The organism is Microbacterium sp. X-17, assembly GCF_039615055.1.
Window position 1 is genome coordinate 251,965 of sequence record NZ_JBDHNI010000002.1, and the last position, 24,303, is coordinate 276,267.

Sequence of the window (24,303 nt, forward strand, 5' to 3'; positions counted from 1 at the left end):
GGGCACGCTGCTGGGTACACGCAGACCGCGGACGTGGGCGCGGCGGGGGTCTCAGGGAAGCGTCCTGACCTCGCTGATATCCTGGCGCCGCCCGTCCAGAGGAGCCCCACTCGATGTCGTCGCCGCACGCTGATCTCGTCTCTGTCGTAATCGTCAACTTCCGGGGGTGCGATGACACCCTCACGTGCATCGAGGCTCTCGAGAAGACGGACTGGCCACGGGAGCTCCTCGAGATCGTCGTGGTCGAGAACGGCTCGGACGACGACAGCTACGAGCGCCTCTCCCAGCTCGGCAAGCGGATCACGCTCGTGCGTTCGAAGGAGAACCTCGGCTTCACGGGCGGGTCGAACCTCGGCGCCGCGCGGGCGCGCGGCGAATTCGTCGCGTTCCTCAACAACGACTCGCGCCCGGACACCGACTGGATCCGCGAGGCCGTGAAGGTGTTCCACTCCGCGGGCCAGGTCGCCGCGGTCGCGAGCAAGGTGCTGTCCTGGGACGGCTCCGAGATCGACTTCGTAGGCGGTCAGCTGACGTGGTTCGGCATGGGGTACAAGGGACACGACAACGAGTCCGCGTCCGACAAGTACGACAAGCCGCGGGATCTTCTCTACGGCACGGGCTCGGCGCTGTTCGTGCGGGCTGAGATCTTCCGGGAGGTCGGCGGCTTCGACGAGCGACTCTTCATGTTCTACGACGACGTAGACCTCGGATGGCGCCTCAACCTCCTCGGCTACCGCGTGAGGTTCGCCCCGTCCTCCGTCGTCTTCCACAAGCACCACGGCTCGATGCGGAGCTTCGGGCAGCACCGCGAGCGCTACCTCCTGGAGCGCAACGCCCTCGTCCTGCTCTACAAGAACCTCGATGACGAGAACCTCGGACGTTTCCTCGCGGGTGCCCTGGGGCTGCTCGCCCGGCGGGCCGTCTCGACTTCGGGACTCGACTCCGGCGCCTACGACATCCGTCGGTACACGGGCGACGCGGACGAGCTCACCCCCGACACGCCTGTGCGCAAAGAGGCGCTGGCCGCGCTCTTCGGCGCCGACCAGTTCCTCGAGCTGCTTCCCGGTCTGGAGAAGGAGCGCGCGCGGATCCAGTCCACCCGCGTCATCCGCGATGACGTCATCCTCCCGTTGTTCGGCGACCCGAACAACGGGCTGACCCCCGACCCCCGCGTACAGGAGGGCCTCCGCGACATCACCGCGGCGCTCGGCATCTCGACGCCGGCGGGCCGCGTCCGCGTGCTGGTGGTGACGGGCGACTACATCGGCCCGCGGATGGCCGGCCCCGCCATCCGTGCCTGGAACATGTGCGAGCACCTGTCGCTGCGCAACGAGGTCCGGCTGGTCACGCCGAACGCGCCCAAGCGCGCGGCAGCCTCGTTCGACGTGTACCACACGCCCGACGACCACGCCATGAAGCAGCACGAGGAATGGGCCGACGTCATCGTCATCCAGGGCTACGTGCTTCGTCAGTACGCCTCGCTCGCGAAGACGAAGAAGATCCTCGTCGCCGACATCTACGACCCGATGCATCTGGAGCAGCTGGAGCAGGCGCGCGACACCCACTTCGGCCATTGGAACACGCAGGTGATCACGGCGGCCGAGGTCCTGAACGAGCAGATCGCCCGGGCCGACTTCTTCCTCTGCGCGTCCGAGAAGCAGCGCAACTTCTGGCTCGGCCAGATGGCTGCAGTGGGTCGCGTCAACGCGATGACCTATGAGGCGGACAATTCGCTCGGCGACCTCATCGCGATCGCCCCCTTCGGTCTGGACGAGGAGATCCCGGCTCAGACGCGCCACGCCATCAAGGGCACGATCCCCGGAATCGGCCCGGATGACAAGGTCCTGATCTGGGGCGGTGGGATCTACAACTGGTTCGACACCGAGACCCTGATCAGAGCGATGAGCAAGGTGTCCGAAACCCATCCCGACGCCCGACTGTTCTTCCTCGGCGTCGCACACCCCAACCCCGATGTGCCGCAGATGAAGGTCGTGGGACGCACATTCGAGCTTGCGGACGAGCTCGGCCTGACGGGGAAGCACGTCTTCTTCAACGAAGGCTGGGTCGCTCTGGACGACCGGCACAACTACCTGCTCGACGCCGACGCCGCCGTCAGCACGCACTATGAGCACATCGAGACCGTCTTCTCCTTCCGGACGCGCATCCTCGACTATCTGTGGGCTCGCCTGCCGATGGTGACGACGCGCGGCGACGGATTCGCCGACCTGATCGACGCGACGCCGCTCGGAGTCACCGTTCCGGAGCGCGACGTCGCCGCCCTGGCCGACGCCATCATCCGTGTGCTCTACGACGAGGAACTGCGGACCGCCGTGGGCGAGAACATCGAGTCCGTGCGCGACCGCTTCACCTGGACGCACGCGCTCGAGCCGCTGACCACCTTCTGCGCGTCGCCTCGACCCGCACCGGACCGCGATGGACTCGACGGCGGCCACCCGCTCCGAATGTCCGACCCGGCAGCGGATGCGATTCGCGCGCGGTATCGGGGCCCGCGCAAGGCCGTCCGCCTCGCCGTCTACTACCTTCGGACCGAGGGGCCGCGGGGTCTCGTTCGCCGCGCGCGCCAGCGCCTCGGGGCCTAGGCCTGGCGCTCGGCGGCGCCGGTGACAGCATCCGGCAAGGCTGAGCGCAGCGATCGACGCACCGCCTCCGTCGCGGCGACAGCCGCCAGCGGGAGGATGAGCAGCCCATAACGCGCGGGCGCGTCGTAGTCGTAGCCTCCCTGGAGGACGAGCAGCAGCGGCCAGGCAACGCCGAACGCCGGCACGATGAAGGCCCACGCCGTCGCGAAGAGCCGTGCGCGATCGGTGACCACGCTGCGCTGCCGGGCGAACGCGACACCGAGAAGGATCAGCAGAACCGCGTTGAGAGCCACGAAGGCAGCACTCACCGACAGGAGGCCGTTCGAGCCGCCCACCCAGTTGTTCGCGAGATTGGCGATCGACGAGACAACGGTCTTGGGATTGACGAACGCGCCCTTGGGCGCCCCGAGCAACGACGACAGCACCTGCGCCGAACTGACACTGCCGCGCACCGCCTGCCAGGCCGTGAAGGCCCCCGTGACAATCAGGCTCGCGGCGGCGCTGGCGAGAACGAAACGGACGTCGCTGCGCCGGAAGAGCGCACGGAAGCCGGCGCGGGTCCTGTTGCGTATGAGCCAGTCGAGGAAGAGGAACGCTGCCAAGACGCCCAGCGGCAGGAGGACGGTGTACGGCTTGGTGGCCCCGAGTAGCACGCCCGCTGCGGCACCGAGCAGGATGGCGGCTCGCGTGCCGCGCGGCCGCGCGGCGAGAAGAAGCGAGATGAAGGCGAGAGAGACGATCAGAGTGGCGGCGTCGTTACTGACCGTGGCGAAGGCATAGATGCTGAGCGGCGCCAGCAGCACGATCGAGGACATCAAGAGCGTTCGCCAGAATCGGAGACCGAGCTGTGTCGAGATCGCGAAGAGGAGGAGGCCGGCCACGAGCACGAGCAACACTCCCCCGACGTCGCGCACCTCGTTCAGCGTCGCGGCCGGACTCAAACCGGTGCTCAGCCAGACGCCCGGCAGGTAGAAGAGATAGCCCAGCGGGGGCTGCTGCGCCTCGTAACTGTAACCGCGGGCGGGGAACGACGTGGGCACGCGATCTCTGACCGCGCAGTCGAGCGGCTTCGCCGCGAGCGGGTCCCCGAGGCAGTCCGCGATCAGCATCGTCTCCTGTTCGAAGGTGCTGCCCCACGCCGGGATCTGCCCCTCGGCGAGCTTCATCACGTAGTCGAAATGCGCCGCCTCGTCCAGCACGCTGAACGTGGGGAGTGCGACCTGGTCGCGCTGGACGCCCAGGAGCGCGACCGCAGCGACACCGAAGATCGCGACAATCCGCAGAATCACGAGGACCCATCGCGATGTGGTGGTCCCCCGCACGACGGCCAGGATGCCGGAGTCGCTCGCTGTCACGTTCCTCGTTCCGCTCGGTGTGCTTTCCGAGCGTAGCCGGACCACTGCGCCGGCCCGGAACGGATGCAGCGGATTCTGGCGAGTTCGGTGGGTGCTCCCGCCCGGCCGAGGCCTCTCCACTACCGTGGCGTCGTGCGAATCTTGCGGGTGGCCACCGGCCTGATCATGATCGGAGCGGTCGTCGGTCTCGTGGGCTGCGCGTCGCAGACCATGCATCCGTCGACGTCCTCGACGGTCACCTCGACCCCGCCATCCGGAACGACCACCGTGCCGTCGCCGGAGCCGTCGACCCCCCTGCCGGTGCCGTCCGGGACGCCCGGCCCGTCGGCGACACCCGTCGATGTCGTTCTCGTCTCCTACGGCAACGACGGCACGACCGTCTACGCCTCAGGGCTCGTCCCCCAGCTCGCCGAGGAATCAGGTACCTGCACCCTCACGGCCACGGACGGCGCGACGGAGAAATCCGCCTCGATTGCGGCCGTGTCGGCTGCGACCTCCGTCAACTGCGGGCGGATCCGCATCGATGTGACGCCGGGCACATGGACGCTCACGCTGAGCTACGCGTCCACGTCGCACTCGGGACGGAGCGCCCCGACCACTGTGACGGTGCAATGAACGCCCGGCGGTTGCGGCTGCGGGCCGTCAACACCCTGATCGCGGCCACATTCGTCCTGGCCGCTGCGCTGGTGATGACGGCGCTGACGCAGCCGCAGAGCAGCGCCTCCGCCGCGGTCGGTTCGGCGTTCCAAGACGGAGACATCATCTCCGACACGAACTTCTTCGACTCCGGATCGATGAGCGCGGCCGACATCCAGAACTTCCTCAATGCGCAGGTTCCGTCCTGCAGCGGCGCCAACGGGCAGCCGTGCCTGAAGGACTTCTCCCAGGACACCCAGGTCCGCACGGCGGACGCCTATTGCGGCGCGATGCCCGGTGGCAGGATGACGGGCGCCCAGATCATCGCGGCGGCGGCGCAGGCCTGTGGAATCAGCCCGCGAGTCATCCTCGTCATGCTCCAGAAGGAGCAGGGCCTCATCACTGATCCCTCGCCGGACTCGTGGTCCTATCAGGCGGCGCTCGGCCAGAGCTGCCCCGATACCGCCGCGTGCGATCCCGCCTACAGCGGGTTCTTCAACCAGGTGTTCTTCGGCGCCCGCCAGCTGCGCATGTACATCAACCGGCCGGACTGGTACGGGTATCAGCTGGGATGGAACAACATCCTGTACAACCCGAACACCGCGTGCGGGACCAAGAGCGTCTACATCCAGAACGACGCGACGCGCGCCCTGTACATCTACACGCCGTACACGCCCAACCAGGCAGCGCTCGACAATCTCTACGGTACGGGTGACGGCTGCTCCTCGTACGGCAACCGCAACTTCTGGCGCCTCTATACCGACTGGTTCGGAGATCCCACCATCAGCTTCGCCGTCCTCGGCGACATGGGCGCGCGCTATCGGGCGATCGGCGGATCGGCGAGCCCCATCGGCCCGCCGATCGCGAACGAAGTGTGCAACTGGACCCCCGGTCTCGTCAACTGCTATCAGAACTTCCGCAACGGCGCGATCAGCTGGACGCCTTCGACCGGCGCGTGGGAGACCTACGGCGACATCCGTACGTTGTGGTCCACTCTCGGCTTCGAACACGGTGCTTTGGGCTACCCCACCGGCGCACCCGTCAACACCCCTGGCCAGGCCTACCAGACCTTCCAGGGCGGGACGATCGGCTGGTCCTCCGGCGGAGGCGCCTTCACGGTGACGGGTGACATGAATACGCGCTGGCTCGCGACGGGCGCCACCACGGGGTTCCTCGGTGCACCGACCGGCCCGCAGATGTGCGGCACGAAGAACAACGGCTGCTACCAGAACTTCCAGAACGGCGCGATCAGCTGGACGGCCGCCACGGGTGCCTGGGAGACCTACGGCGACATCCGCAAGCTCTGGGCCGCGCAAGGCTTCGAGAACGGCGCTCTCGGGTACCCCACCGCCGCCCCCGTGAACACGCCTGGGCTGGCATACCAGACGTTCCAGGGCGGCACGATCGGCTGGTCCTCCGCCGGCGGAGCGTTCCCGGTGACCGGCGACATCAACACACGCTGGATCGCGACGGGGGCCACCACCGGCCCCCTCGGCGCGCCCGTCGCCGCCGTCGTCTGCGCCGGCGACAACAGCTCCTGCGTGCAGGTGTTCCAGAGCGGACGGATCAGCTGGACCCCTTCCGCAGGCGCGATCGCCACGAGCGGCCCCGTCGATGCGCTCTGGCAGAAGAACGGCGGCGCATCGGGCACCCTCGGCGCCCCGACGGCGGCGGCGGTGACCGCGTCCGGAGCATCCTCGCAGACCTTCCAGAACGGCTCGATCGGCTGGTCCTCCGCGAGCGGCGCCATCATCGTCACGGGCGACATCAGCGCACGTTGGGTGGCCACCGGCGCCGCCGGCGGCCCGCTCGGAGCACCCACCGCCCCTCAGGCATGCGGCACGAAGAACAACGGCTGCTACCAGAACTTCCAGAACGGCGCGATCAGCTGGACGAGCGCGACCGGCGCGTGGGAGACGACCGGCGATCTCCGGTCCTACTGGGGCAGCCAGGGATACGAGAACGGCGCCCTGGGTTATCCCACGGCCGCCCCCGTCTCCTCGCCGACCGGCTCCTACCAGAGCTTCCAGGGCGGGACTGCCGCTTGGTTCTCCGGCGGCACTGGCGCGGTCATCGGTGACAAGATCAGCGGCCGATGGATCGCCCTCGGCGCCACCGCGGGCCCGCTCGGCGTTCCGACCGGCCCGCAGATGTGCGGCACGAAGGACAACGGCTGCTACCAGAACTTCCAGAACGGCTCGATCAGCTGGACGAGCGCGACCGGCGCCTGGGAGACCACCGGCGGTCTCCGCTCCTACTGGGGCAGCCAAGGGTACGAGAACGGCGTCCTGGGATACCCCACCGCAGCCCCCGTCTCCTCCCCGACCGGCGCCTACCAGAGCTTCCAAGGCGGGACCGCCGCCTGGTTCTCCGGCGGCAACGGCGCGGTCATCGGCGACAAGATCAGCGGCCGATGGATCGCCCTCGGCGCCACCGCAGGCCCCGTGAGCGCGCCGATCGGCCCGCAGATGTGCGGGGCGAAGAACAACGGCTGCTACCAGAACTTCCCCGGCTGGGCGATCAGCTGGACGGCCGCAACCGGCGCCTGGGAGACCTACGGCGACATCCGCACGGTCTGGGCCGCGCAAGGCTACGAGAACGGTGCCCTGGGCTACCCCACCGCCGCCCCCGTCAATACGCCGGGCCAGGCGTACCAGACCTTCCAGGGCGGCACGATCGGTTGGTCCTCCGGCAACGGAGCGTTCGCGATCACCGGCGACATCAACACCCGCTGGATCGCGACCGGAGCCACGACTGGCCCGCTCGGCGCACCCGTCGGCCCGCAGACATGCGGCACGAAGAGCAACGGCTGCTACCAGAACTTCCAGGGCGGCGCGATCAGCTGGACCAGCACGACCGGCGCCTGGGAGACCTATGGCGACATCCGCGGGTACTGGGCACGCCAGGGCTTCGAGAACGGCCCGCTGGGCTACCCCACCGGCGCGGTGACAACCGTTGACGGCGGACTGAGCCAGCAGTTCCAGGGCGGCACGGTGCGATGGAACGCGAAGACGGGCGTCGTCGGCCCGTGACACGACCGCGCGGCGCTTCCGCCTCCACTCACGGACGGCACGAGTCGACGTGCTACCCTCGGACGCTGACCGAGGGTCCGGACCCGCGTTTCCGTCAGGGCACCGATCCGGGCCGTTCCGCGGAGATGAGGATTCCTGCGTGATTGAGAGGCTCAAGGCGGCACGAGCCCGCGCTCGGCACATCTACCGAGAGCACGGCTTCGTCGAACTGCTCCGGAGGATCTTCGTGCTCCGGACGAACAACGGCTTCGTTCAGCTCGTCCGCTACGGCATCGTCGGTGTGGTGGCGGCGGCGTTCGACACCGGCACGCTCCTGCTCCTGACCAACGTCTTCGGCGTCAGCTACCTCGTCGCCGGCACGGTCGGCTTCGCCGTCGGAACCGTCGTGAACTACGCGATGAGCGTGACCTGGGTCTTCCGTCGCACCTCGCAACCCTACGTCGAGATGGCGCTGTTCGTGCTGATCGGTGCCGCCGGCCTCGTCGTCAACGACGTGACGCTGTGGGCGGGCCAGGCCTGGTTCGGCCTCGACCTCTTCTGGGCGAAGATGCTCGCGATCGTCGTCGGATTCCTCTGGAACTTCATCCTCAGGAAGATCCTGTTCGACCGACTCGGCGCCTATCTGGCAAAGCGAGCGGCCCAGCAGGCGACCGCGGAGCCCGCACCGGAGGCGGACGCTCTGCCGCGCTGACCGCGCCGGGACTCAGCTCTGGGCGGTCACGTACCGAGCGAGTTCATGCGCCCACTCGGACGGCGCAAAGCCGGTCTCCTCGAGCTTGGCGAGACTCAGTGCACTGTTGGCCGGTCGGGGCGCGACCGGGCCAGAGGCCGACGCGAAGTACTCTGTCGTCGACACCGGAGACACGCGCGCGGGATCGTGACCGGCCAAGCGATAGATCTCACGCGCGATCGCGCACCACGACGCCGCGTCGCCGGCGTTGGTCACGTTGTACGTTCCGAATGGCACGCCGGCGCTCGTCAGATGGTCGATAGCGGCCGCGATCGTGCCCGTGAAGGTCAGACGACCGCGCTGGTCGTCGACGACGGTCGGATCGATGCCCCGCTCGGCGAGCGCCGCCATCGTGCGCACGAAGTTCTTGCCCTCGCCGATCACCCAGCTCGTGCGGACGATGTAGTGCCGCGGCACCGTCGCGACGATCGCGTCGCCGGAGGCTTTGGTCTGTCCGTACACGCCCAGCGGGCTGATCGCGTCGGTCTCGGTGTAGGGGTCCGCTTTCGTCCCATCGAACACGTAGTCGCTGGAGACCTGCACGAGCGTGATCCCGTGCTCGGTGGCGATTCGGGCCAGGGCGGCGACCGCGGTCGCATTGACGGCCCAGGCCGTCGTGCGACCCTCGGGTGTCTCCGCGGCGTCGACGGCCGTATACGCGGCCGCATTGATGATCACGCCGTAGTCGCGCCACCGGCGCGCGTCGACCAGGCCGCCGGACACGAGATCGATGTCGTCCCGCGTCGCATACTCGACGTGCGGCGCGTCTCCGTAGAGGTCGCGGAGCGCGCGCCCCAGCTGGCCGTTGGCGCCGAGCACGAGGATCTTGCGGGGTCCCATCGGCGTCACCTCTGCCAGCCGCGGATGGGCCTTGTCCTTCTCGCTGATCTCGACCCGATCAAGGGGAATGGGCCAGTCGATCGCCGCCGTCTCATCGGCGAGGTTCAGGAATGTGTAGCTCGCGGTGGGTGACCAGTGGTCGTTGACGAGGTACGTGTAAGCCGTATCCGGCTCAAGCGTCTGATAGCTGTTTCCCACACCGCGCGGCACGTAGATCGCTCGGGACGGGTCGAGCTCGGTCGTGTAGACGGCGCCGAACGTCGGGCCCTCGCGAAGGTCGACCCAGGCGCCGAAGATGCGACCGGTCGCCACGGAGACGTACTTGTCCCACGGCTCTGCGTGGATGCCGCGGGTCGTGCCGACCGCGTCGTTGAACGACACGTTGTTCTGCACCGGTCCGAAATCGGGGAGGCCGGCGGGCACCATCTTCTCCCGCTGCCAGTTCTCCTTGAACCATCCGCGCGCGTCGCCGTGCACCGGCAGGTCGTAGACGACGAGACCCGGGATCGGCGTCGTCGTCGAGCTGAGCGCCTTCCCGAACTCCGTCATCACTGCCCCTTGCTCGCGTAGAACGCCTCGACGCCGTCCTTGGACGGCGCCCACCACGCCTCGTTCGTGCGGTACCAGTCGATCGCCGCCGCGAGACCCGACTCGAAGTCGCGGAACCGTGGCTCCCAGCCGAGCTCACGGCGGAGCTTCGTCGAATCGATCGCGTAGCGCATATCGTGCCCCGCGCGGTCGGTCACGTGGTCGTATGCATCGCGCGGCTCGCCCATGAGCTCGAGGATCAGTTCGACGACGGACTTGTTGTCCTTCTCGCCGTCCGCTCCGATGAGGTAGGTCTCGCCGATCTCGCCTCGGTCGAGGATCGTCAGAACGGCCGACGAGTGGTCGTCGGCGTGAATCCAGTCGCGGACGTTCTCGCCGGCACCGTACAGCTTGGGGCGGATTCCCCGGATCACATTCGTGATCTGACGGGGGATGAACTTCTCGACGTGCTGGTAGGGGCCGTAGTTGTTCGAGCAGTTGCTGATCGTCGCGCGGACGCCGAACGAGCGCACCCATGCGCGGACCAGGAGGTCGCTGCCGGCCTTCGTCGAGCTGTACGGCGAGGAGGGGTTGTACGGCGTCGTCTCACTGAACCGTGCGGGATCGTCGAGCTCGAGGTCGCCGTAGACCTCGTCCGTCGAGATGTGGTGGAACCGGATGCCGTGGCGACGCGCGGCCTCGAGCAGGGTGTAGGTGCCCACGATGTTCGTGTCGAGGAACGGTCGCGGGTCGTTCAGCGAGTTGTCGTTGTGGGACTCGGCGGCGTAGTGCACGACCGCGTCCGACTCGGCGAACAGGCCGTCGACGAGCTCGGCGTCCGCGATGTCGCCCTGCACGAACCGGAGGCGGTCCTCGGGAAGACCGTCCAGCGAGGCCCGGTTGCCGGCGTAGGTCAGCTTGTCGAGAACGGTGACGTGATCATCGGTGTGGGACAGCACGTGGTGTACGAAATTCGAGCCGATGAATCCCGCGCCGCCGGTGACCAGGAGTTTGCGCATGATTCCCAGGCTACCGGGCGGCGCTGAGCGTCTCCCTCCGTCGGTTTGGCCTGCGACGCGCACGTCCGCGACACTGGAGGACATGCGTGGCATCATCCTGGCCGGCGGCACCGGATCGCGACTGCATCCGATTACGCTCGGCGTTTCGAAGCAACTGGTCCCGGTCTACGACAAGCCGATGATCTACTACCCGTTGTCGACCTTGATCCTCGCCGGCATCCGCGACATCCTCGTGATCACGACGCCGCACGACGCGGCGTCGTTCGAGCGTCTCCTGGGCGACGGATCCCGGTTCGGCGTCTCCATCACGTACCGGCAGCAGCCCAGCCCGGACGGGCTCGCGCAAGCGTTCATCCTCGGCGAGGAGCACATCGGGTCGGAGAGCGTCGCCCTGGTGCTCGGCGACAACATCTTCTACGGACCCGGGATGGGGGCGCGCCTGCGCCGCTACAACGACCTCGTCGGCGGTGTCGTGTTCGGCTACTGGGTCGAGGACCCGAGCGCCTACGGCGTGGTCGAATTCGATGCAGACGGCCGCGTGGTCTCGCTGGAGGAGAAGCCGGTCGAGCCCAAGAGCCACTACGCGGTCCCGGGCCTCTATTTCTACGACAACGACGTCGTCGAGATCGCCAAGAACCTCGCTCCCTCGCCGCGCGGCGAGCTGGAGATCACGGACGTGAACCGCACCTACCTCGAGCGGGGACGACTGAGCGTCGAGCTGCTGCCGCGGGGTACCGCGTGGCTCGACACCGGCACGTTCGACTCCCTCACCGAGGCGACCGAGTTCGTGCGGACGGTCGAGAAGCGACAGGGTTTGTCGATCGGCTCGCCCGAGGAGGTCGCGTGGCGTCTGGGCTTCCTCACCGACGACGAGCTGCGGGAGCGGGCCGAGCCGCTGCGCAAGAGCGGCTACGGGGACTACCTGCTCACCGTGCTGACCCAGGGGCGATAAAGCAGCCAACCGCTCCCACGGCCTCCGGTGTCAGCTGGAGGACTTCTCCTCGTGGTACTCCTGCTCCACGTTGACATCCCAGATGTTGGACTTGTCCACGCGACCGGCGATGACGTTGTCGACGGCCTCGATCGCCGTGAGCATCGAGTGGTCCTGGTTGTTGTAGCGGTGCATTCCGTTACGGCCGACGAGGAAGAGGTTCTCGAAGCCATCCACGAACTCGCGGACCTCATCGAATCGACGATAGGCGCCGAAGTACGCCGGGTAGGTCTTCTGCACGCGGAGCACGGTCCCCTCGATGAAGTCCGCCGCGTCGATGATGCCGATCTTCGCGAGCTCCTTCACGCCGAACGCGACCATGTCCTCATCGGCCATGCTCCAGAGCTCATCGCCCTCGTCGACGAAGTATTCCATTCCGACCCACACCGTGTCGGGGTCGGAGACCATGTAGGGGCTCCAATTGTTGAACACCTGAAGTCGACCGACCTGCACGTCAGGCTCCTGGATGTAGATCCAGTTGTCCGGCACGCGACCCGGCGTGCCGTCGCGGTCGACGGCGCCGGCGAGAGCGAGCTTCTTCAGCACCAGACCGACCGTGATGAAGTCGCGATACGGGAGGGCGGCCGCCACGTCCTCGACGTTCTTCGGCACATCGATGCCGCGGATCGCGGCGACGAGATCCTTCACGGGCATCGTGCTGATGAAGTAGTCGCCTTCCACGCGCTTCACGGCGCCCGTCGCGCTGTCCCGGACGTCGGCGGCGACGATGCGGTTTCCCTCGGCGTGGAGCGCGACGACCATCTGCTCCATCTCCACCGTCCCGCCGCGCTCCTGCACGCGCCGGGCGACGACCTCCCAGAGGTATCCCGGGCCGAGCTTCGGATAGAGGAAGGACTCGATGAGGCTCGTCTCGGTGTCCTTCTGCGCGATGTCCTTCGGCTTCGAACGCCCGAACGCCTTCTTGAACGCGTGGGCGATCGTCTTCGAGATCGAGAGACCCTTGACGCGCTGAGCGCCCCAATCGGGCTCGATCTCGGTGACCGGCACGCCCCACACCTTCTCCGTGTACGACTTGAAGAAGGTGTTGTAGAGCTCACGCCCGAAGCGGTTGACATAGAACTCTTCGAGCGACACCTCCTTCAAGGGGAACAACCGCGCCTTGATGTAGGAGAACCCGATGCGGACCAGCCGGAGGAACCCGAGGTTCTTGAGGGTCGACCACTCGAGCGTGATCGGGTAGTTGAAGAAGGAGCGCAGGTAATAGATCCGGCTGAGGCGGCTGCGCACGAGCATGACGTCGTCGGTCGTCTCGGGGTCGACACCGTACTCGGTGCCGTCGAAGTCGCGCGTCTGGCCGCGGTACTTGAGCGTGAACGTCTCGGCTGCGGTCTTCTCCGGCGGGAGGATGTCCAGCCACCACTTCATGACGACGTCCGACTTCGAGAAGAAGCGGTGACCGCCGATGTCGATGCGGTTGCCCTTGAAGCTGACCGTCTTCGAGATACCCCCGATGTCGCCGGATCCCTCGAAGACCTCGGGGACGACGCGGTCGTCGCCCTCCGTGCGGTTGAGGAACTCGTACGCGGCAGTGAGGCCCGCTGGGCCCGCACCGATGACAACGGCTTTCTTCGGCATTCAGCTCTCCAGGTGGGGGCGGGCTCCGCGACCGCGAGCCCGGGCCACGGTATCACAGAGCCCCGCGGGCTCCTCCGGGCGCGTCTGACCGCTCAGCAAGGACGACTTCGGCGGGTGAAACGGCCACGGGCCCGCCCTCGGCGCCGTCCTCAGCGGTCGGGGACGAACGGTTCCAGACCAGCCACACGAGGACTGCAGCGAACAAAGCGAATGCCGCGGCTCCGATCGCCCAGACGCCCATGGGCGAGACGGGTAGGTTCCACCACCACTCGATGTCTCGATCCAGGTTCGGCCCGAGCACGTCGACACCGGTCACGTAGCGGCGGAGATTGACCTGGAGCGCCACGGCGTTCGCGATCACGGCGCCGACGCCGAGGACCACGAGCTGAACACGGCCCAATCCGAGCGACGCACGGGTGAAGCCGACGACCACGATCCCCGCGAAGATCACGATGAGCGGGTAGACGTACCGCGGCTGCACACCATGGCCCACCTCGACGCCGTCGTGGAGCAGCAGGAACAGCGGCATCCCGACGACACTCGCAGCGCTCGCGGCGACGGCGATCCACTTGCGGGCACCGCCACGACGCAGCCCCCAGAAGGCCACCGCGGTGAACACCGCCAGCGCGCTGACCCAGACGATCCCCGGCATCGACGTGTCGAGCCAACCGAGCCCCCACACCCCGAACGCACCCGCAATCAGCTGTGGCAGCGCCTTGATGTCGAGGAACGCCAGCAGCGGCAGGTCGTACGAGCTGTTCTGCACGACGGTGCTCGCGCCCACGACCGCCGACTGACCACCGCTGAGGAAGAAGGCGGCCGCGACGATGATCAGGGTGCCGGGGAGGATCAGCCCCAAGAGGTACCTCCGATCCCGACGGAACGCGAGCACTGCCGCCAGGATCAGCGCAAACGCACTGAAGGCGGCGGCGTCACTGCGAGCGCCGGCGCCGATCACCACCAGGAGCACGGTGAGGGCACCGAGCGCTGCTCGCCTCCACCCACGCTGCTCGAGGAAGCCCCACGCCGCGATCCAGACTCCGCTCGCCGAGAGCACCGCCCAGGAACTCGGGTTGATGCTCGGCACCAGGAACATTCCCAGGGGGACCAGCGTGATCGCGGCGCCCCAGACCAGCGCGGGGCGTCGGGCCAAAGGGAGAAGGAAGAGCAGTGCGGTCAGGACTCCCACGTACAGGGCCGCGTTGAACACGCGGATCGCGATGACGGATGCCGAGAGGTCGCCGCTCACGAAGGCATGCATCACGAAGTAGTAGACGGGAGGGTAGGCCCCTCCGTTCCAGTTGCCCTTGCTGGTCTCGGCGAGACCGGGATCCTTCGGGCAGGTCGCCGCATGCGTATCGTCGCCCGCATAGCAGGCGGCGTCGATGATCTCGCGAGGCACGAGGCGCACCTGTGGATCGGCGGTCGTCTCGCAGACGCCGTCGGCCGGGCCCGCCGCGCACCAGATGCTCGCCATGTGGTACGGGTCGTCGGGGCTCGCACCGACCGGCGAGGCGAACGCCCACGACAAGAGCGCGACGAGCAGCAGTACGGGCACGGCGATCGCCGCAGCGATGCCCACAGGACGACGATGCGTCATCGCGAAGAAGCTCCTTCAACCGGACGGTCTTCCCTCAGCGCGCTGGGCGGCCGAGGCGTCGACACCACCACCGATAGTCTTGACGCGTGAGTCCCCGCCGCCAGCCATGCTATCCGAGGCGCGCGCGACGCGGAGAGCGCGTGTGACGAAGGACTCCCCCGCACATCGACGGCCGGAGCTGAGCGTCGTGATGCCCGCGTTCAACTCCGCTCCGTGGTTGCCCAGCACCTTTCGCGCTCTCTCCGACGCCGTGCGACGAGCGGACGTCACGGTCGAGGCGATCGTGGTGGATGACGGGTCCACGGACGCGACGGCGACGACCGTCGAGGCCATCCGCCCATCCTTCCCCGGGCGGCTGTCGCTGCTGCGTCAGGACAACCAGGGTCGCTATCGGGCACGACTCAACGGGCTGACTCGGGCGGACAGCGAGACGGTGCTGCTCCTGGACTCGCGCGTGCTGATCGCGCCCGAGGCACTGGCCTACGTGATCGGCGAGTTGCGGAAGAGCGGGGCACCACGAGTGTGGAACGCCGGCATTCGCACCGACCCCGCGGCGCCCCTCGTCGGCCTCTTCTGGGATGTCCCGACCTATGTGTTCTGGGGCGGCTATCTCCGCGCGCCGCGTCCCTACGATCTCGACGCCGAGAATTTCGACTCGGCACCGAAGGGCACCGGAGTGTTCCTCGCGCCGCGAGAGATGCTCCTCCGGGCCTTCGAGCACGCCCGTCCCGTCGCTGACAGCAGGCTCGTGTCCGACGACACCAAACTGCTCCGCTGGATCGCGGAGACGGAGGGGATCCGCGTGGATCCGCGCTTCGAGGCGACGTACCGTCCCCGCACCTCAGTGAAGAGCTTCCTCGGGCATGCGTTCGCCCGCGGCACGATGTTCGTGGACAGCTACGCGGGAACCGGGGCATTGCGGTCGGCGGCCCTCATCGCGCTGGCGATCGCGCCTGCCCTCGCCGTCGCGGCGCTCGTCTGGCTGTTCGTCGTCGGGTGGTCAGCGACCGCGCTCGTCCTCCTGCTCCTCCTCGTCGTCCTAGCCGCGGCGCCGATCCTGCCCGCGGCGATCAACCGTTGTCCGCCACGGAGCATCGGGGCCTACCTGCTCTACCTCCCGCTTTTCGCGGGTCCGTTCTGGGCGGGTCTCGTACGGGGCATCGTCGTCCATCGTCGGGCATTCGGCCGGGGCCACAGCGGGAGCCCGGCAGAGGGGCAGCGGTCGTGATCATCTTCATCTACGGGACGACGGCCGAGGCCATCAAAGTCGCGCCGATCATGCGGCGGCTGGCAGCTCGCGGTGTGCCGTACGAGCAGTGGGTGACTCTGCAGCACACCGACGCGCTTCGACGCGCCATCCCCGAACTCGGCCTCAACCCGCCCGACCGCGTGATCGCGAACGGAAGCAAGGGGCGTCCACTGAAGACGCCCCTGCAGATGGTGGGATGGATGCTCGACGTCGGGAAATGGACGCTGCGCAACGTCCGACGCATCCGCCGCACGCTGCCCGCAGACTCCCTCGTCGTCGTGCACGGGGATACGGTGACGACCGTCCTCGGCACCGTCATCGGCCGGCTCCTCGGAGTGCCGGTCGCGCACGTCGAGGCGGGCCTCCGCTCCGGCGACTGGCGCCACCCGTTCCCGGAAGAGCTGGACCGGCGGATCGTCGGCCGACTCGCCCAGATCCACTACGCGCCGAGTCCGGAGGCCGCGCAGAACCTCGCCGGGCGTCGCGGTGTCGTGCTCACACATGGGAACACGGCGAAGGACGGCGTGCGAGACTCGCGAGGAGACGGAACCGGGGGCGGCGACGCCTACGGACTCGTGCTCCTGCACCGCTTCGAGTTCATCTCCAACACGACGCTCGTCCGCGCGACGCTGCAAACGCTCGATCGCCGCAGTGCCGTCCCTCTTCGGCTGATCGTCGATTCGTACTCGCGGGACGCGATCGAACAGTCGATCACGTCTCTCGGTCTGACGCGACTCGAGGTCACCGCAAAGCTCGAGCATTCCGCGTTCGTGGAGGTCCTTCGCGGCGCAGAATTCATCGTCACCGACTCCGGCGGCATCCAAGAGGAGGCCGCCGTCGTCGGGGTGCCGACCCTCGTACATCGCAAGGTCTCCGAGCGGCACGACGGCTTCGGAACGAGCGCTGTGCTCTCCGGCTGGGACCAGCACGTGCTCGAGCGCTTCCTCGACGATCCCGACAAATATCGCGTCAGCAACGCGGATGCCGGCGCGTCGCCGTCCGACATCATCGTCGACGACCTCGTCGCGCGCGGGTACGCGCGTCCCACCCGCTGATTCCCGACTCAGCGGCGCGAGACCGTGCGGCGCGTTCGCATCGCATCGAGGACGAGGAACGCGCTGAGGAGAAGCACCCCCAGCACGAAGAGTCCGATGAGCATCGCCTCGACGTTCGGCGCGACGAGGGCGAAGAACGCACCCTGGACGATCACCACCGCGACGGTGAAGATCGCGCCCGCAGGCGAAGCCGAGGAAGTCATTTTGATGAGCATCCCCTGCGCTGCCATCCACGGCATGTACGCGACTGAGATCGGGATCAGGAGCGAGATCGCGTCGGTGTAGGCGGAGCCGAACAGGAGCGGCACCAGCCACTGCCCCGCGACCGCGAACACGAGGATCATCAGGACACTCGTCGCGAGCGATGCCCCGAGGGTCACCGCGACGCCCAGACGCAGAAGCTTCGGATTGTCGCGGTTGCGCACGAAACGGGGGAGCAGATAGAGGGACAGGGTCGAGGGCAGCAGGAAGGCGCCCTTCACGAGGACGACGACGGAGGCGTAGGCCCCCGTGAGCTCGGCGGGCCCCGCGGCGCGGAGGAAGAAGACGTCGGCTCCCGTCAGCCACGTGAAAGCGACCGTCAGCGTGATGATGACGAGGCCCGTCACCGTGAAGACCCCGCTCGAGGGGCGGCGGATGCGCCGTGCGGTCCAGGTCGCCCCTGCGGCGGCGAGAATCAGGGTCGCGAGAACGGAGCCGATGACACCACCGAGACCGGCGCCGACCGCGATGACCGCGAGGACCGCAGCAACGCGTGCGACCTGCGTGCCGGTCGACCACCAGATCGCGGCCCCGACTCGACCCGACCCTTGAAGGAGACCCACGGCATCCGCAAAGACGAAGCTGAACGGGACCGTTGCCGCCGCGACGATCAGGACCCAGGCACCGGTATCCAGCGCTTGCGCGAGCCAGGGCGAAAGCACACAGACCACCAACGCCCCGGAAAGGCCGATCGTCACCGCGTCGACGGGCCAGCGTCGCCCGCGCCGCGTATCCGAGGCGGCGTTCGGGTCGGAGGAGGCCGTGTGCACCACGACCGTGTTCTGCAGCGCTGCACTCCCGATCGCGGCGACGTTGACGATCACGAGGAAGGCTGCGAGAAGCCCGAAGTCGACGGGCGCGAGATAGCGCGCGCTCAGGATCTGGAAGACGAACGAGGCCGCCGCTCCCAGGAGGCTCGCAATGGCGACGCCGGTCAAGGGCGCCGCGTGCGCCTTCACATGCCCGCGCAGGCCCCTCCGAGGGGTCCTCGGTTCGTCGGTACGCTCGTCATCCGTCATCGCGAACGCTTCGCCACCCTCCGCTCCGCACGCGAGACGGGACCCCGGCATGCGCAGAACGCTCCACCCTATCAATCCGGCGGTGAACGGGGTGAAGAGTCGGGTCACCCGCTGCGGTCGCCACGACCTCCATCGCGCGGGGTCTCGGAGTCATCCATGGCCGCATCCTGCCGAGCCCGCAACTGGTCGACCTCGGCGCGCAGGATCGCGACCTCCTCGGCCACCTTGCGGATCTCCTCCTCGGCGTTCGAAAGCTCCCAGGAGAGATGCAGCGTGACGCCGATGAGCAGCGCGACAGCGAGAGCGAACAAGAGGTTGCTCGGCACCACCACCCCGAGCAATCGAGCGAGCTCGCCCAGGAGGTCCGGGAAGACGGCGAGCGCGAGCAGGACGACGCCGATGAGCAGCCAGAGCAGCGCGTACTTCTCGCGCAACTGCCGACGCATCAACAGGATGACGATGATGCCGAGAATGATCAGGGCGAACCCGATCCCGATCGGGACGATCATGCCCGAGGCCTCCTTCGCAGCGCGCCGCGCAGGAGCGCGAGACCCAGCGCGAAGATCGACCGGAAGAGATAGATCGTCGCGCCGATCGGATGCTGACTCGGCGTGCCGTTCTGGCGCGGACGCATCGCCACGGGCACCTGCGTGACACGGAGGCCCGAATGGACGGCCTCGACGAGCGAGTCGAGGGTGTCGCCCAGATACTCCGCCGGGTAGTAGCGAACATATTGGGCGATGGCCGCACGGTTGGCCGCACGGAAGCCACTCGTCACATCGGTCAGCCGGACCTTCGCCACCCGTGACACCACGGAGGCGAGGAAGACCATCGCCCACCTCCGCGGCCCACGCACTTCGTAGTCGCCGACCTCTGCGAAGCGCGCGCCGATCGAGATGTCGGCGTCGCGCAGCCCATCGAGCACGCGGGCGATGTCCTGCGGGTTGTGCTGTCCGTCCGCATCGACCTGGATCGCACGCGCGTACCCGCGGCGCAGCGCGAAGCTGAACCCGGTCCGCATCGCTCCGCCCACGCCGAGGTTGAACGGCAGCGGAAGCACGAGGGCGCCCGCGTCTCGAGCAATCGCGACGGTGTCGTCCGTCGAGCCGTCGTCAACGACCACGACGTCGTAGAACGGATCCGCGGCCAGGACCGCGGTCACGGTGTGCGCGACATTCGCCGCCTCATTCCAGGCGGGAATGATGACGAGAACACGTTCCGAAGCAGCAGTCATGGCGAAGGGCATCCCCTACAAGGTACGTTGCGGGGACAGAAGCGGCGGACTCGGGGCAGCGCGCTGCATGCCCCTAGTCTCGCCGAGCACCGGGGCCTTGCCCCACGGACGCGCAGATGGACGCGAAAGTCGAGCGGCGCGGGGGGATGCGCTCACTTCGACTCGAGGATCGCGGTCCGCTCCTCGCCGAGACGCCTCGAAACGCGACGGGACAGGAGGTGCGCGGGCCGCTCGACGAGGAAGTAGAAGATCACCGCGGTCACGAGCGCGACGACGATGGCCACGAACGCGCTGACGTATCCCCGCGAGAGGACGAACAGGAACAGCACGACCAGCGGCAGGTGAACGAGATAGAGGCTGTAGGAGATGCGCCCCAGGAAGGTGAACGGTCTCACAGACAGCAGCGAGCGGAGCGGCGGCCACACCTGCGCGATGCAGATGAGAAGGGCGATGGCCGCGAGCGCGAGCGGCACGGTGTCGACGCGCGCGTAGGGCCCGAGGAACGGACCGAACAGGTAATAGGACAGCAGACCCACGCAGACGAGCGCGAGCGCGATTGCGCCCACCACGTGCGCCCGCACCCGACCGGAGGCGAGGAAGCCGATCAGGTCCTGGATACGCTCCCAGTGGGATGCCAGGATGACGCCGAGGAGGAACATCGGCAGAAAGCTGGTCGCCGGGTTGTTGTACCACCACCCGGCAAGGCACAGCGTCAGGCCGATCACTCCGCTGATCGCGGGCCAGCGACGGCCCAGGATGAGATAGAGCGGCAGCGCCAGCGAGAACACGACCTCCCACTGCAGCGACCAGAGAACCCCGAGCGACGTGGTGGTGCCGCCGACGAGGGTGACGTCCTGCAGGATGTTGACCGGAGGGTATGAGGTCGGCAGAAGCTGATCCATGCCCGGAGTGAGCACGTGCGGATAGAGATACGTCAGCCACGCGAGAGCGACGGCGGCCAGCACCGGGAGATACAGGCGGACGATGCGGCTCGGGTAATAGGAGTTCCAGCTGAAGCCCGATCGCTGGGCCGCGCGCGTGAGCACGAAACCGGACAGCACGAAGAACAGCCACACCGCCTCGCCACCGAGCCACAGCAGATGGAGCGGGCTGTAGACGAGGAGCTGCCCCCAGAAGCTCGTCACCGGTCCCAGGGACAGCGCTGACGTGAGTTGAGCCGAGTTCAACGCGAGCGCGTGGTACAGCAAGACCGACAGCGCGGCCAATCCGCGCAGCGAATCGAGTTCGAAGCGACGTTGCAAGCGGACTCCTCCGGGCCAACGGCTATTCCCGCCGAGCTACCTTACCCGCACACCGCCTGCGCCCGTGCCAGTCGCACGTCGGAGCGGGACTACAGCTCGGCGTGCAGGGCCCAGACCCGGGCGGCGGCGTCGTCCCAGGAGAACGCGCGGCCGCGGTCGGCGGCGAGGACGGACCAGCGGCGGCGCGCCGCGTCCGACTCCAGCACGGACGACACGGCGGCGCCGAAGTCCTCGGGCGTCACGAGGACGCCGCCGTCGAGCAGCAGCTCCTCGTGGACGGGCGACTCCACCGCCACGACGGGTACGCCTAGGGCGAGGGCCTCCAGCATCCGCCAGGGGAACCCGCTGTCGGTCGCGGGCGCGAGGTAGGCGGCAGCGCCGCTCAGGATCGCGGCGCGGTCCTGGTCCGGCAGAGCGCCGCGCACGTGCAGCGAGCCGACCGGGTAGCCTGCCTCCCGCGCGGCGTCGACGAGCCACGACTCGCGCAGCGGATCCGCGTCGAAGACGACGAGCGGCAGCGCCAGGTCGGCGTCCACGAGCGCGCGCAGCACGGAGGTGAGCTCCAGCTGGCTCCCCGAGCCGTCGAGGACGAGCGCGCCCTCCGCGACCTGGAACGTCCGGCGACGCTCGGCGGCGTCGACCGGCGGCGCGAACCCGGCAGGCGCGGCGCCCGGGATGACCCGGACGCGGCGCTCGAGACGCGAGTGCGCGCCGACCGCCGCGGCCATCGCGTGCGTCGGCACGACCACGGCATCCGCGTGCTTCTCGGCGCGCCGCAGCATCGCACGCTGCCACGAGACGGTGCCACGCGGGAGCGAATCGGGCCGCTCCCAGGCCCGGAGATCCCAGAGCGTCACGACCGTCTGGTTCCCGTCGTGGACGCGGTCGTGCCGGCCGACCGGGGCGAACAGGGACGGCGCGTGCACCATGCCGTGCGCGCTCCCCGTCGCGAGGCCCCGCTGCCACGCCGCCGCGAGCTCGCGGCGCGCGAGCATCGTCCGAGACACCGACGCGAGCCCGGGCACCGCCTCCTCCGTGGCGACCTCGTCCCCCGCGGGCACGAGCGCCGCGACGACGCAGTCCGTCGGGGCGCTGCGGACGAGCGCGCGCGCCAGCTCCCGCTCCGCGATCGCCAGATTCGGATCGGGCGCACCCGCGCCCAGCTGGTCGAGCACGACACGGAGGGTCGCGGTCATCCGTTCGCCGCCGGCGTCGGGGTCGCGGGATGCAGGTCCTGCTGCACGGCCTGGTGGATGTAGTCCCAGTCCGGATTGTCCGGGTCGATGCCGATCCCGCCGGCCGAGGTCGGGGTGAGCTCGACGGCCGCGACCGGCTGCGACTTCGCCTTCAGCGCGAGGTCGATGAGCGTCGGCAAGAGCGCCTGGGGAAGATCTGTGTTGACGACATCCGGTCCCGCCGCAGCCACCTGCTGGAACCGCGTCATGACGTTCGCGGGTGTGAACTGCGCGAGGATCGCCTGCTGCAGCTGGCGCTGGCGGAGCATCCGGTCCCAGTCGCTCGTCGTATAGCGTGAGCGCGCATACCACTGCGCGGTGTTGCCGTCCATGTGCTGCTGCCCAGGCTCGATCCACCCCTTCGCCCACACCTCCGGCGGCTCGTTGCCGAGCGGGCCATACCCCTCCGGCAGCCGTTCCGTGACGTTGATGTCGATCCCGCCGAGGGCGTCGATGAGCTGCGCGAACCCGTTCATGTCGAAGAACACGTAGTACGGGATCTTGATGCCGAGCACGCCTTCCGCGGCATCCTTCGTCGCCTCGATCTCGGGACTCGATCCGTTCGCGGCCGCGTCCGGGTACAGACTCTTGCCCTGGTCATCGCGGCACACCTGCACGGCGTTGGTGAGCTGGTTGATGCCGGCACCCCAGCCGCACGTCTCGGAGTCGTGGCCCTGGAGCCCGTTCGGATAGAGCGCGTGCATCGGGCTATCCGCGGGGAACGGCACGTTCGGCATGTCGCGGGGGATGCCGAAGATCGTGAGGGCGCCGGTGGCGGCGTTCACGGACACGACCGAGATGCTGTCGAACCGCATCGAGTCGCGGCCCTGCCCGGAGTCGGCGCCCAGCAGCAGGATGTTGTAGTAGCCGTCCGAGGGCGGGACCACGGGCGCGGACGCGCCGAAGATCGTCGTGATCGCCCCGCGCGCGGCGCCCGCGGAATTCGCCGCGTAGACGGCGCTGCCCCCGGACACGACCCCGAGCACGATCGCGAGCAGCAGTACCCCGAAGCGCGCGAGCGGCGCCACCCGCACGATCCGCGTGAGCCGGAGCGTGTCGATCGTCAGCACGACCCACAGCGCGGCATAGAGATAGAAGAGGATCTGCAGGAGCAGCAGCACGAACCAGTTCGTCGCGATCGCCACGAGCGCCCCGCGCCACAGCAACGCCGCGAGGACGCCGGCGACCACGACGACCCACAGGAACAGGGTCGCGCCGAGGCCGATCTTCGCGAGGCGGCTGTTGCCGGCCGCGGCCTGCGCGGACCCGGGGAGGAGGAAGTTCAGCACGACGAGCCACCATGCGCGCCGCGTCATGACCGGACGCGACCGCGAGTCCGGATACCGCATCGGGTACGGGTTGACGAGCGTCTCCGGCACGGAGACGGGCTGTCGCGTGGCGCCCGTAAGAGTCACAGAGAAGCCTTCAGCCGGGCGTTCTTCTCCTCGACCTGCGCCTCCAGCTCGCGGGCGTAGGCCTCGATGCGGTCACCGAGGGCGGCATCGGATGCCCCGAGGATGCGCGCCGCCAGGAGTCCGGCGTTCTTCGCGCCGCCGATCGAGACGGTCGCGACCGGGATGCCGGCGGGCATCTGCACGATGCTGAGCAGGGAGTCGAGGCCGTCGAGGGTCGCGAGCGGGACGGGCACGCCGATCACCGGCAGGGCCGTGACCGACGCCATCATGCCGGGCAGGTGCGCCGCGCCGCCGGCGCCGGCGACGATCACGCGGAGGCCGCGGCCGCGGGCCTCGCGGCCGTAGCGGACGAGCTTGTCCGGTGTGCGGTGCGCCGAGACGACCTCGACCTCGTGGGGGATCCCGAACTCGGTGAGGATGGCGGCGGCGTCGCTCATGACGCGCCAGTCGGAGTCTGAGCCCATCACGACCCCGACGAGCGGCTGCGGCTGTGTCACCCGACAAGGCTAGGCCGCCCGCCTGAGGATCCCCCGGAACGACCCGCCCCGCATCCCCCCACGTGAGAACGCGCGTATGTCACAGACACGCCGGTGAAACGTGACACAAGCGCGTTCTCGCGGGGAGGGGGACCGGGCGGAAGGCGTCG

At 68.4% G+C, this 24,303-nt stretch carries 19 protein-coding genes; 7 read left to right on the top strand and 12 right to left on the bottom strand.

The features are described 5' to 3' along the window. Positions 1-113: 113 nt before the first annotated feature. A complete protein-coding gene (locus tag ABCS02_RS09660) occupies positions 114-2,600 on the top strand; it encodes a glycosyltransferase (protein WP_345835422.1) in 2,487 nt (828 codons plus the stop codon). On the opposite strand, the gene ABCS02_RS09665 is transcribed toward ABCS02_RS09660, so the two are convergent. Next, a complete protein-coding gene (locus tag ABCS02_RS09665; RefSeq protein ID WP_345835423.1) occupies positions 2,597-3,922 on the bottom strand; it encodes a hypothetical protein in 1,326 nt (441 codons plus the stop codon). The two genes, ABCS02_RS09660 and ABCS02_RS09665, sit on opposite strands and share 4 nt — an antisense overlap. 165 nt (positions 3,923-4,087) lie before the next feature. Here ABCS02_RS09665 and ABCS02_RS09670 point away from each other — a divergent pair, with 165 nt between their 5' ends. From ABCS02_RS09670 to ABCS02_RS09680, 3 genes are all read left to right on the top strand, one after another. After that, positions 4,088-4,570, top strand: coding sequence for a hypothetical protein (locus ABCS02_RS09670; RefSeq protein ID WP_345835424.1), 483 nt, complete (start codon positions 4,088-4,090; stop codon positions 4,568-4,570). Continuing rightward, positions 4,567-7,623, top strand: a complete 3,057-nt coding sequence (locus ABCS02_RS09675) for a hypothetical protein (protein ID WP_345835425.1) — start codon at positions 4,567-4,569, stop codon at positions 7,621-7,623. Before ABCS02_RS09670 ends, ABCS02_RS09675 begins: the two co-directional genes overlap by 4 nt. Before the next feature lie 139 nt (positions 7,624-7,762). Next, entirely contained in the window at positions 7,763-8,314 is a 552-nt protein-coding gene (locus tag ABCS02_RS09680; RefSeq protein ID WP_345835426.1) for a GtrA family protein, read from the top strand. Positions 8,315-8,326: 12 nt separating this feature from the next. Here ABCS02_RS09680 and ABCS02_RS09685 read toward each other — a convergent pair whose 3' ends face one another. Both ABCS02_RS09685 and rfbB read right to left on the bottom strand, forming a co-directional pair. Then, complete coding sequence (locus ABCS02_RS09685; RefSeq protein ID WP_345835427.1) at positions 8,327-9,742, bottom strand: bifunctional dTDP-4-dehydrorhamnose 3,5-epimerase family protein/NAD(P)-dependent oxidoreductase; 1,416 nt, start codon at positions 9,740-9,742, stop codon at positions 8,327-8,329. Continuing rightward, positions 9,742-10,740, bottom strand: a complete 999-nt coding sequence (rfbB, locus tag ABCS02_RS09690; protein ID WP_345835428.1) for a dTDP-glucose 4,6-dehydratase — start codon at positions 10,738-10,740, stop codon at positions 9,742-9,744. Before rfbB ends, ABCS02_RS09685 begins: the two co-directional genes overlap by 1 nt. 82 nt (positions 10,741-10,822) lie before the next feature. On the opposite strand from rfbB, the gene rfbA reads away from it, so the two are divergent. After that, complete coding sequence (rfbA, locus tag ABCS02_RS09695) at positions 10,823-11,692, top strand: glucose-1-phosphate thymidylyltransferase RfbA (RefSeq protein ID WP_345835429.1); 870 nt, start codon at positions 10,823-10,825, stop codon at positions 11,690-11,692. Positions 11,693-11,722: 30 nt separating this feature from the next. Here rfbA and ABCS02_RS09700 read toward each other — a convergent pair whose 3' ends face one another. Then, positions 11,723-13,327 carry an NAD(P)/FAD-dependent oxidoreductase gene (locus ABCS02_RS09700; protein ID WP_345835430.1) on the bottom strand — a complete coding sequence of 535 codons (1,605 nt, stop codon included), beginning with the start codon at positions 13,325-13,327 and terminating at the stop codon, positions 11,723-11,725. A gap of 52 nt (positions 13,328-13,379) precedes the next feature. Then, positions 13,380-14,927 carry a DUF2142 domain-containing protein gene (locus ABCS02_RS09705; RefSeq protein WP_345835431.1) on the bottom strand — a complete coding sequence of 516 codons (1,548 nt, stop codon included), beginning with the start codon at positions 14,925-14,927 and terminating at the stop codon, positions 13,380-13,382. A 142-nt stretch (positions 14,928-15,069) separates the two neighbouring features. On the opposite strand from ABCS02_RS09705, the gene ABCS02_RS09710 reads away from it, so the two are divergent. Further along, entirely contained in the window at positions 15,070-16,155 is a 1,086-nt protein-coding gene (locus ABCS02_RS09710) for a glycosyltransferase (RefSeq protein WP_345835432.1), read from the top strand. Further along, positions 16,152-17,231 (top strand): UDP-N-acetylglucosamine 2-epimerase, encoded by a 1,080-nt coding sequence (locus ABCS02_RS09715; protein WP_345835433.1) that lies wholly within the window; start codon positions 16,152-16,154, stop codon positions 17,229-17,231. The genes ABCS02_RS09710 and ABCS02_RS09715 overlap by 4 nt, the downstream gene beginning before the upstream one ends. An 8-nt stretch (positions 17,232-17,239) precedes the next feature. On the opposite strand, the gene ABCS02_RS09720 is transcribed toward ABCS02_RS09715, so the two are convergent. The 7 genes from ABCS02_RS09720 to purE form a co-directional block, all read right to left on the bottom strand. Then, positions 17,240-18,619, bottom strand: coding sequence for an oligosaccharide flippase family protein (locus ABCS02_RS09720; protein WP_345835434.1), 1,380 nt, complete (start codon positions 18,617-18,619; stop codon positions 17,240-17,242). Continuing rightward, on the bottom strand, positions 18,616-19,020 hold the full coding sequence (locus ABCS02_RS09725) for a DUF2304 family protein (protein WP_345835435.1): 405 nt from the start codon (positions 19,018-19,020) through the stop codon (positions 18,616-18,618). Before ABCS02_RS09725 ends, ABCS02_RS09720 begins: the two co-directional genes overlap by 4 nt. Continuing rightward, entirely contained in the window at positions 19,017-19,745 is a 729-nt protein-coding gene (locus ABCS02_RS09730) for a glycosyltransferase family 2 protein (protein WP_345835436.1), read from the bottom strand. Before ABCS02_RS09730 ends, ABCS02_RS09725 begins: the two co-directional genes overlap by 4 nt. A gap of 152 nt (positions 19,746-19,897) precedes the next feature. Next, entirely contained in the window at positions 19,898-21,007 is a 1,110-nt protein-coding gene (locus ABCS02_RS09735) for an acyltransferase (protein WP_345835437.1), read from the bottom strand. A gap of 89 nt (positions 21,008-21,096) precedes the next feature. Further along, complete coding sequence (locus ABCS02_RS09740; protein WP_345835438.1) at positions 21,097-22,203, bottom strand: glycosyltransferase; 1,107 nt, start codon at positions 22,201-22,203, stop codon at positions 21,097-21,099. Next, entirely contained in the window at positions 22,200-23,657 is a 1,458-nt protein-coding gene (locus tag ABCS02_RS09745; RefSeq protein ID WP_345835439.1) for an LCP family protein, read from the bottom strand. The genes ABCS02_RS09740 and ABCS02_RS09745 overlap by 4 nt, the downstream gene beginning before the upstream one ends. Beyond that, positions 23,654-24,121: a 5-(carboxyamino)imidazole ribonucleotide mutase gene (gene purE, locus ABCS02_RS09750; RefSeq protein WP_345836323.1), complete on the bottom strand. Its 468-nt coding sequence runs from the start codon at positions 24,119-24,121 to the stop codon at positions 23,654-23,656. Before purE ends, ABCS02_RS09745 begins: the two co-directional genes overlap by 4 nt. Positions 24,122-24,303: the final 182 nt, after the last annotated feature.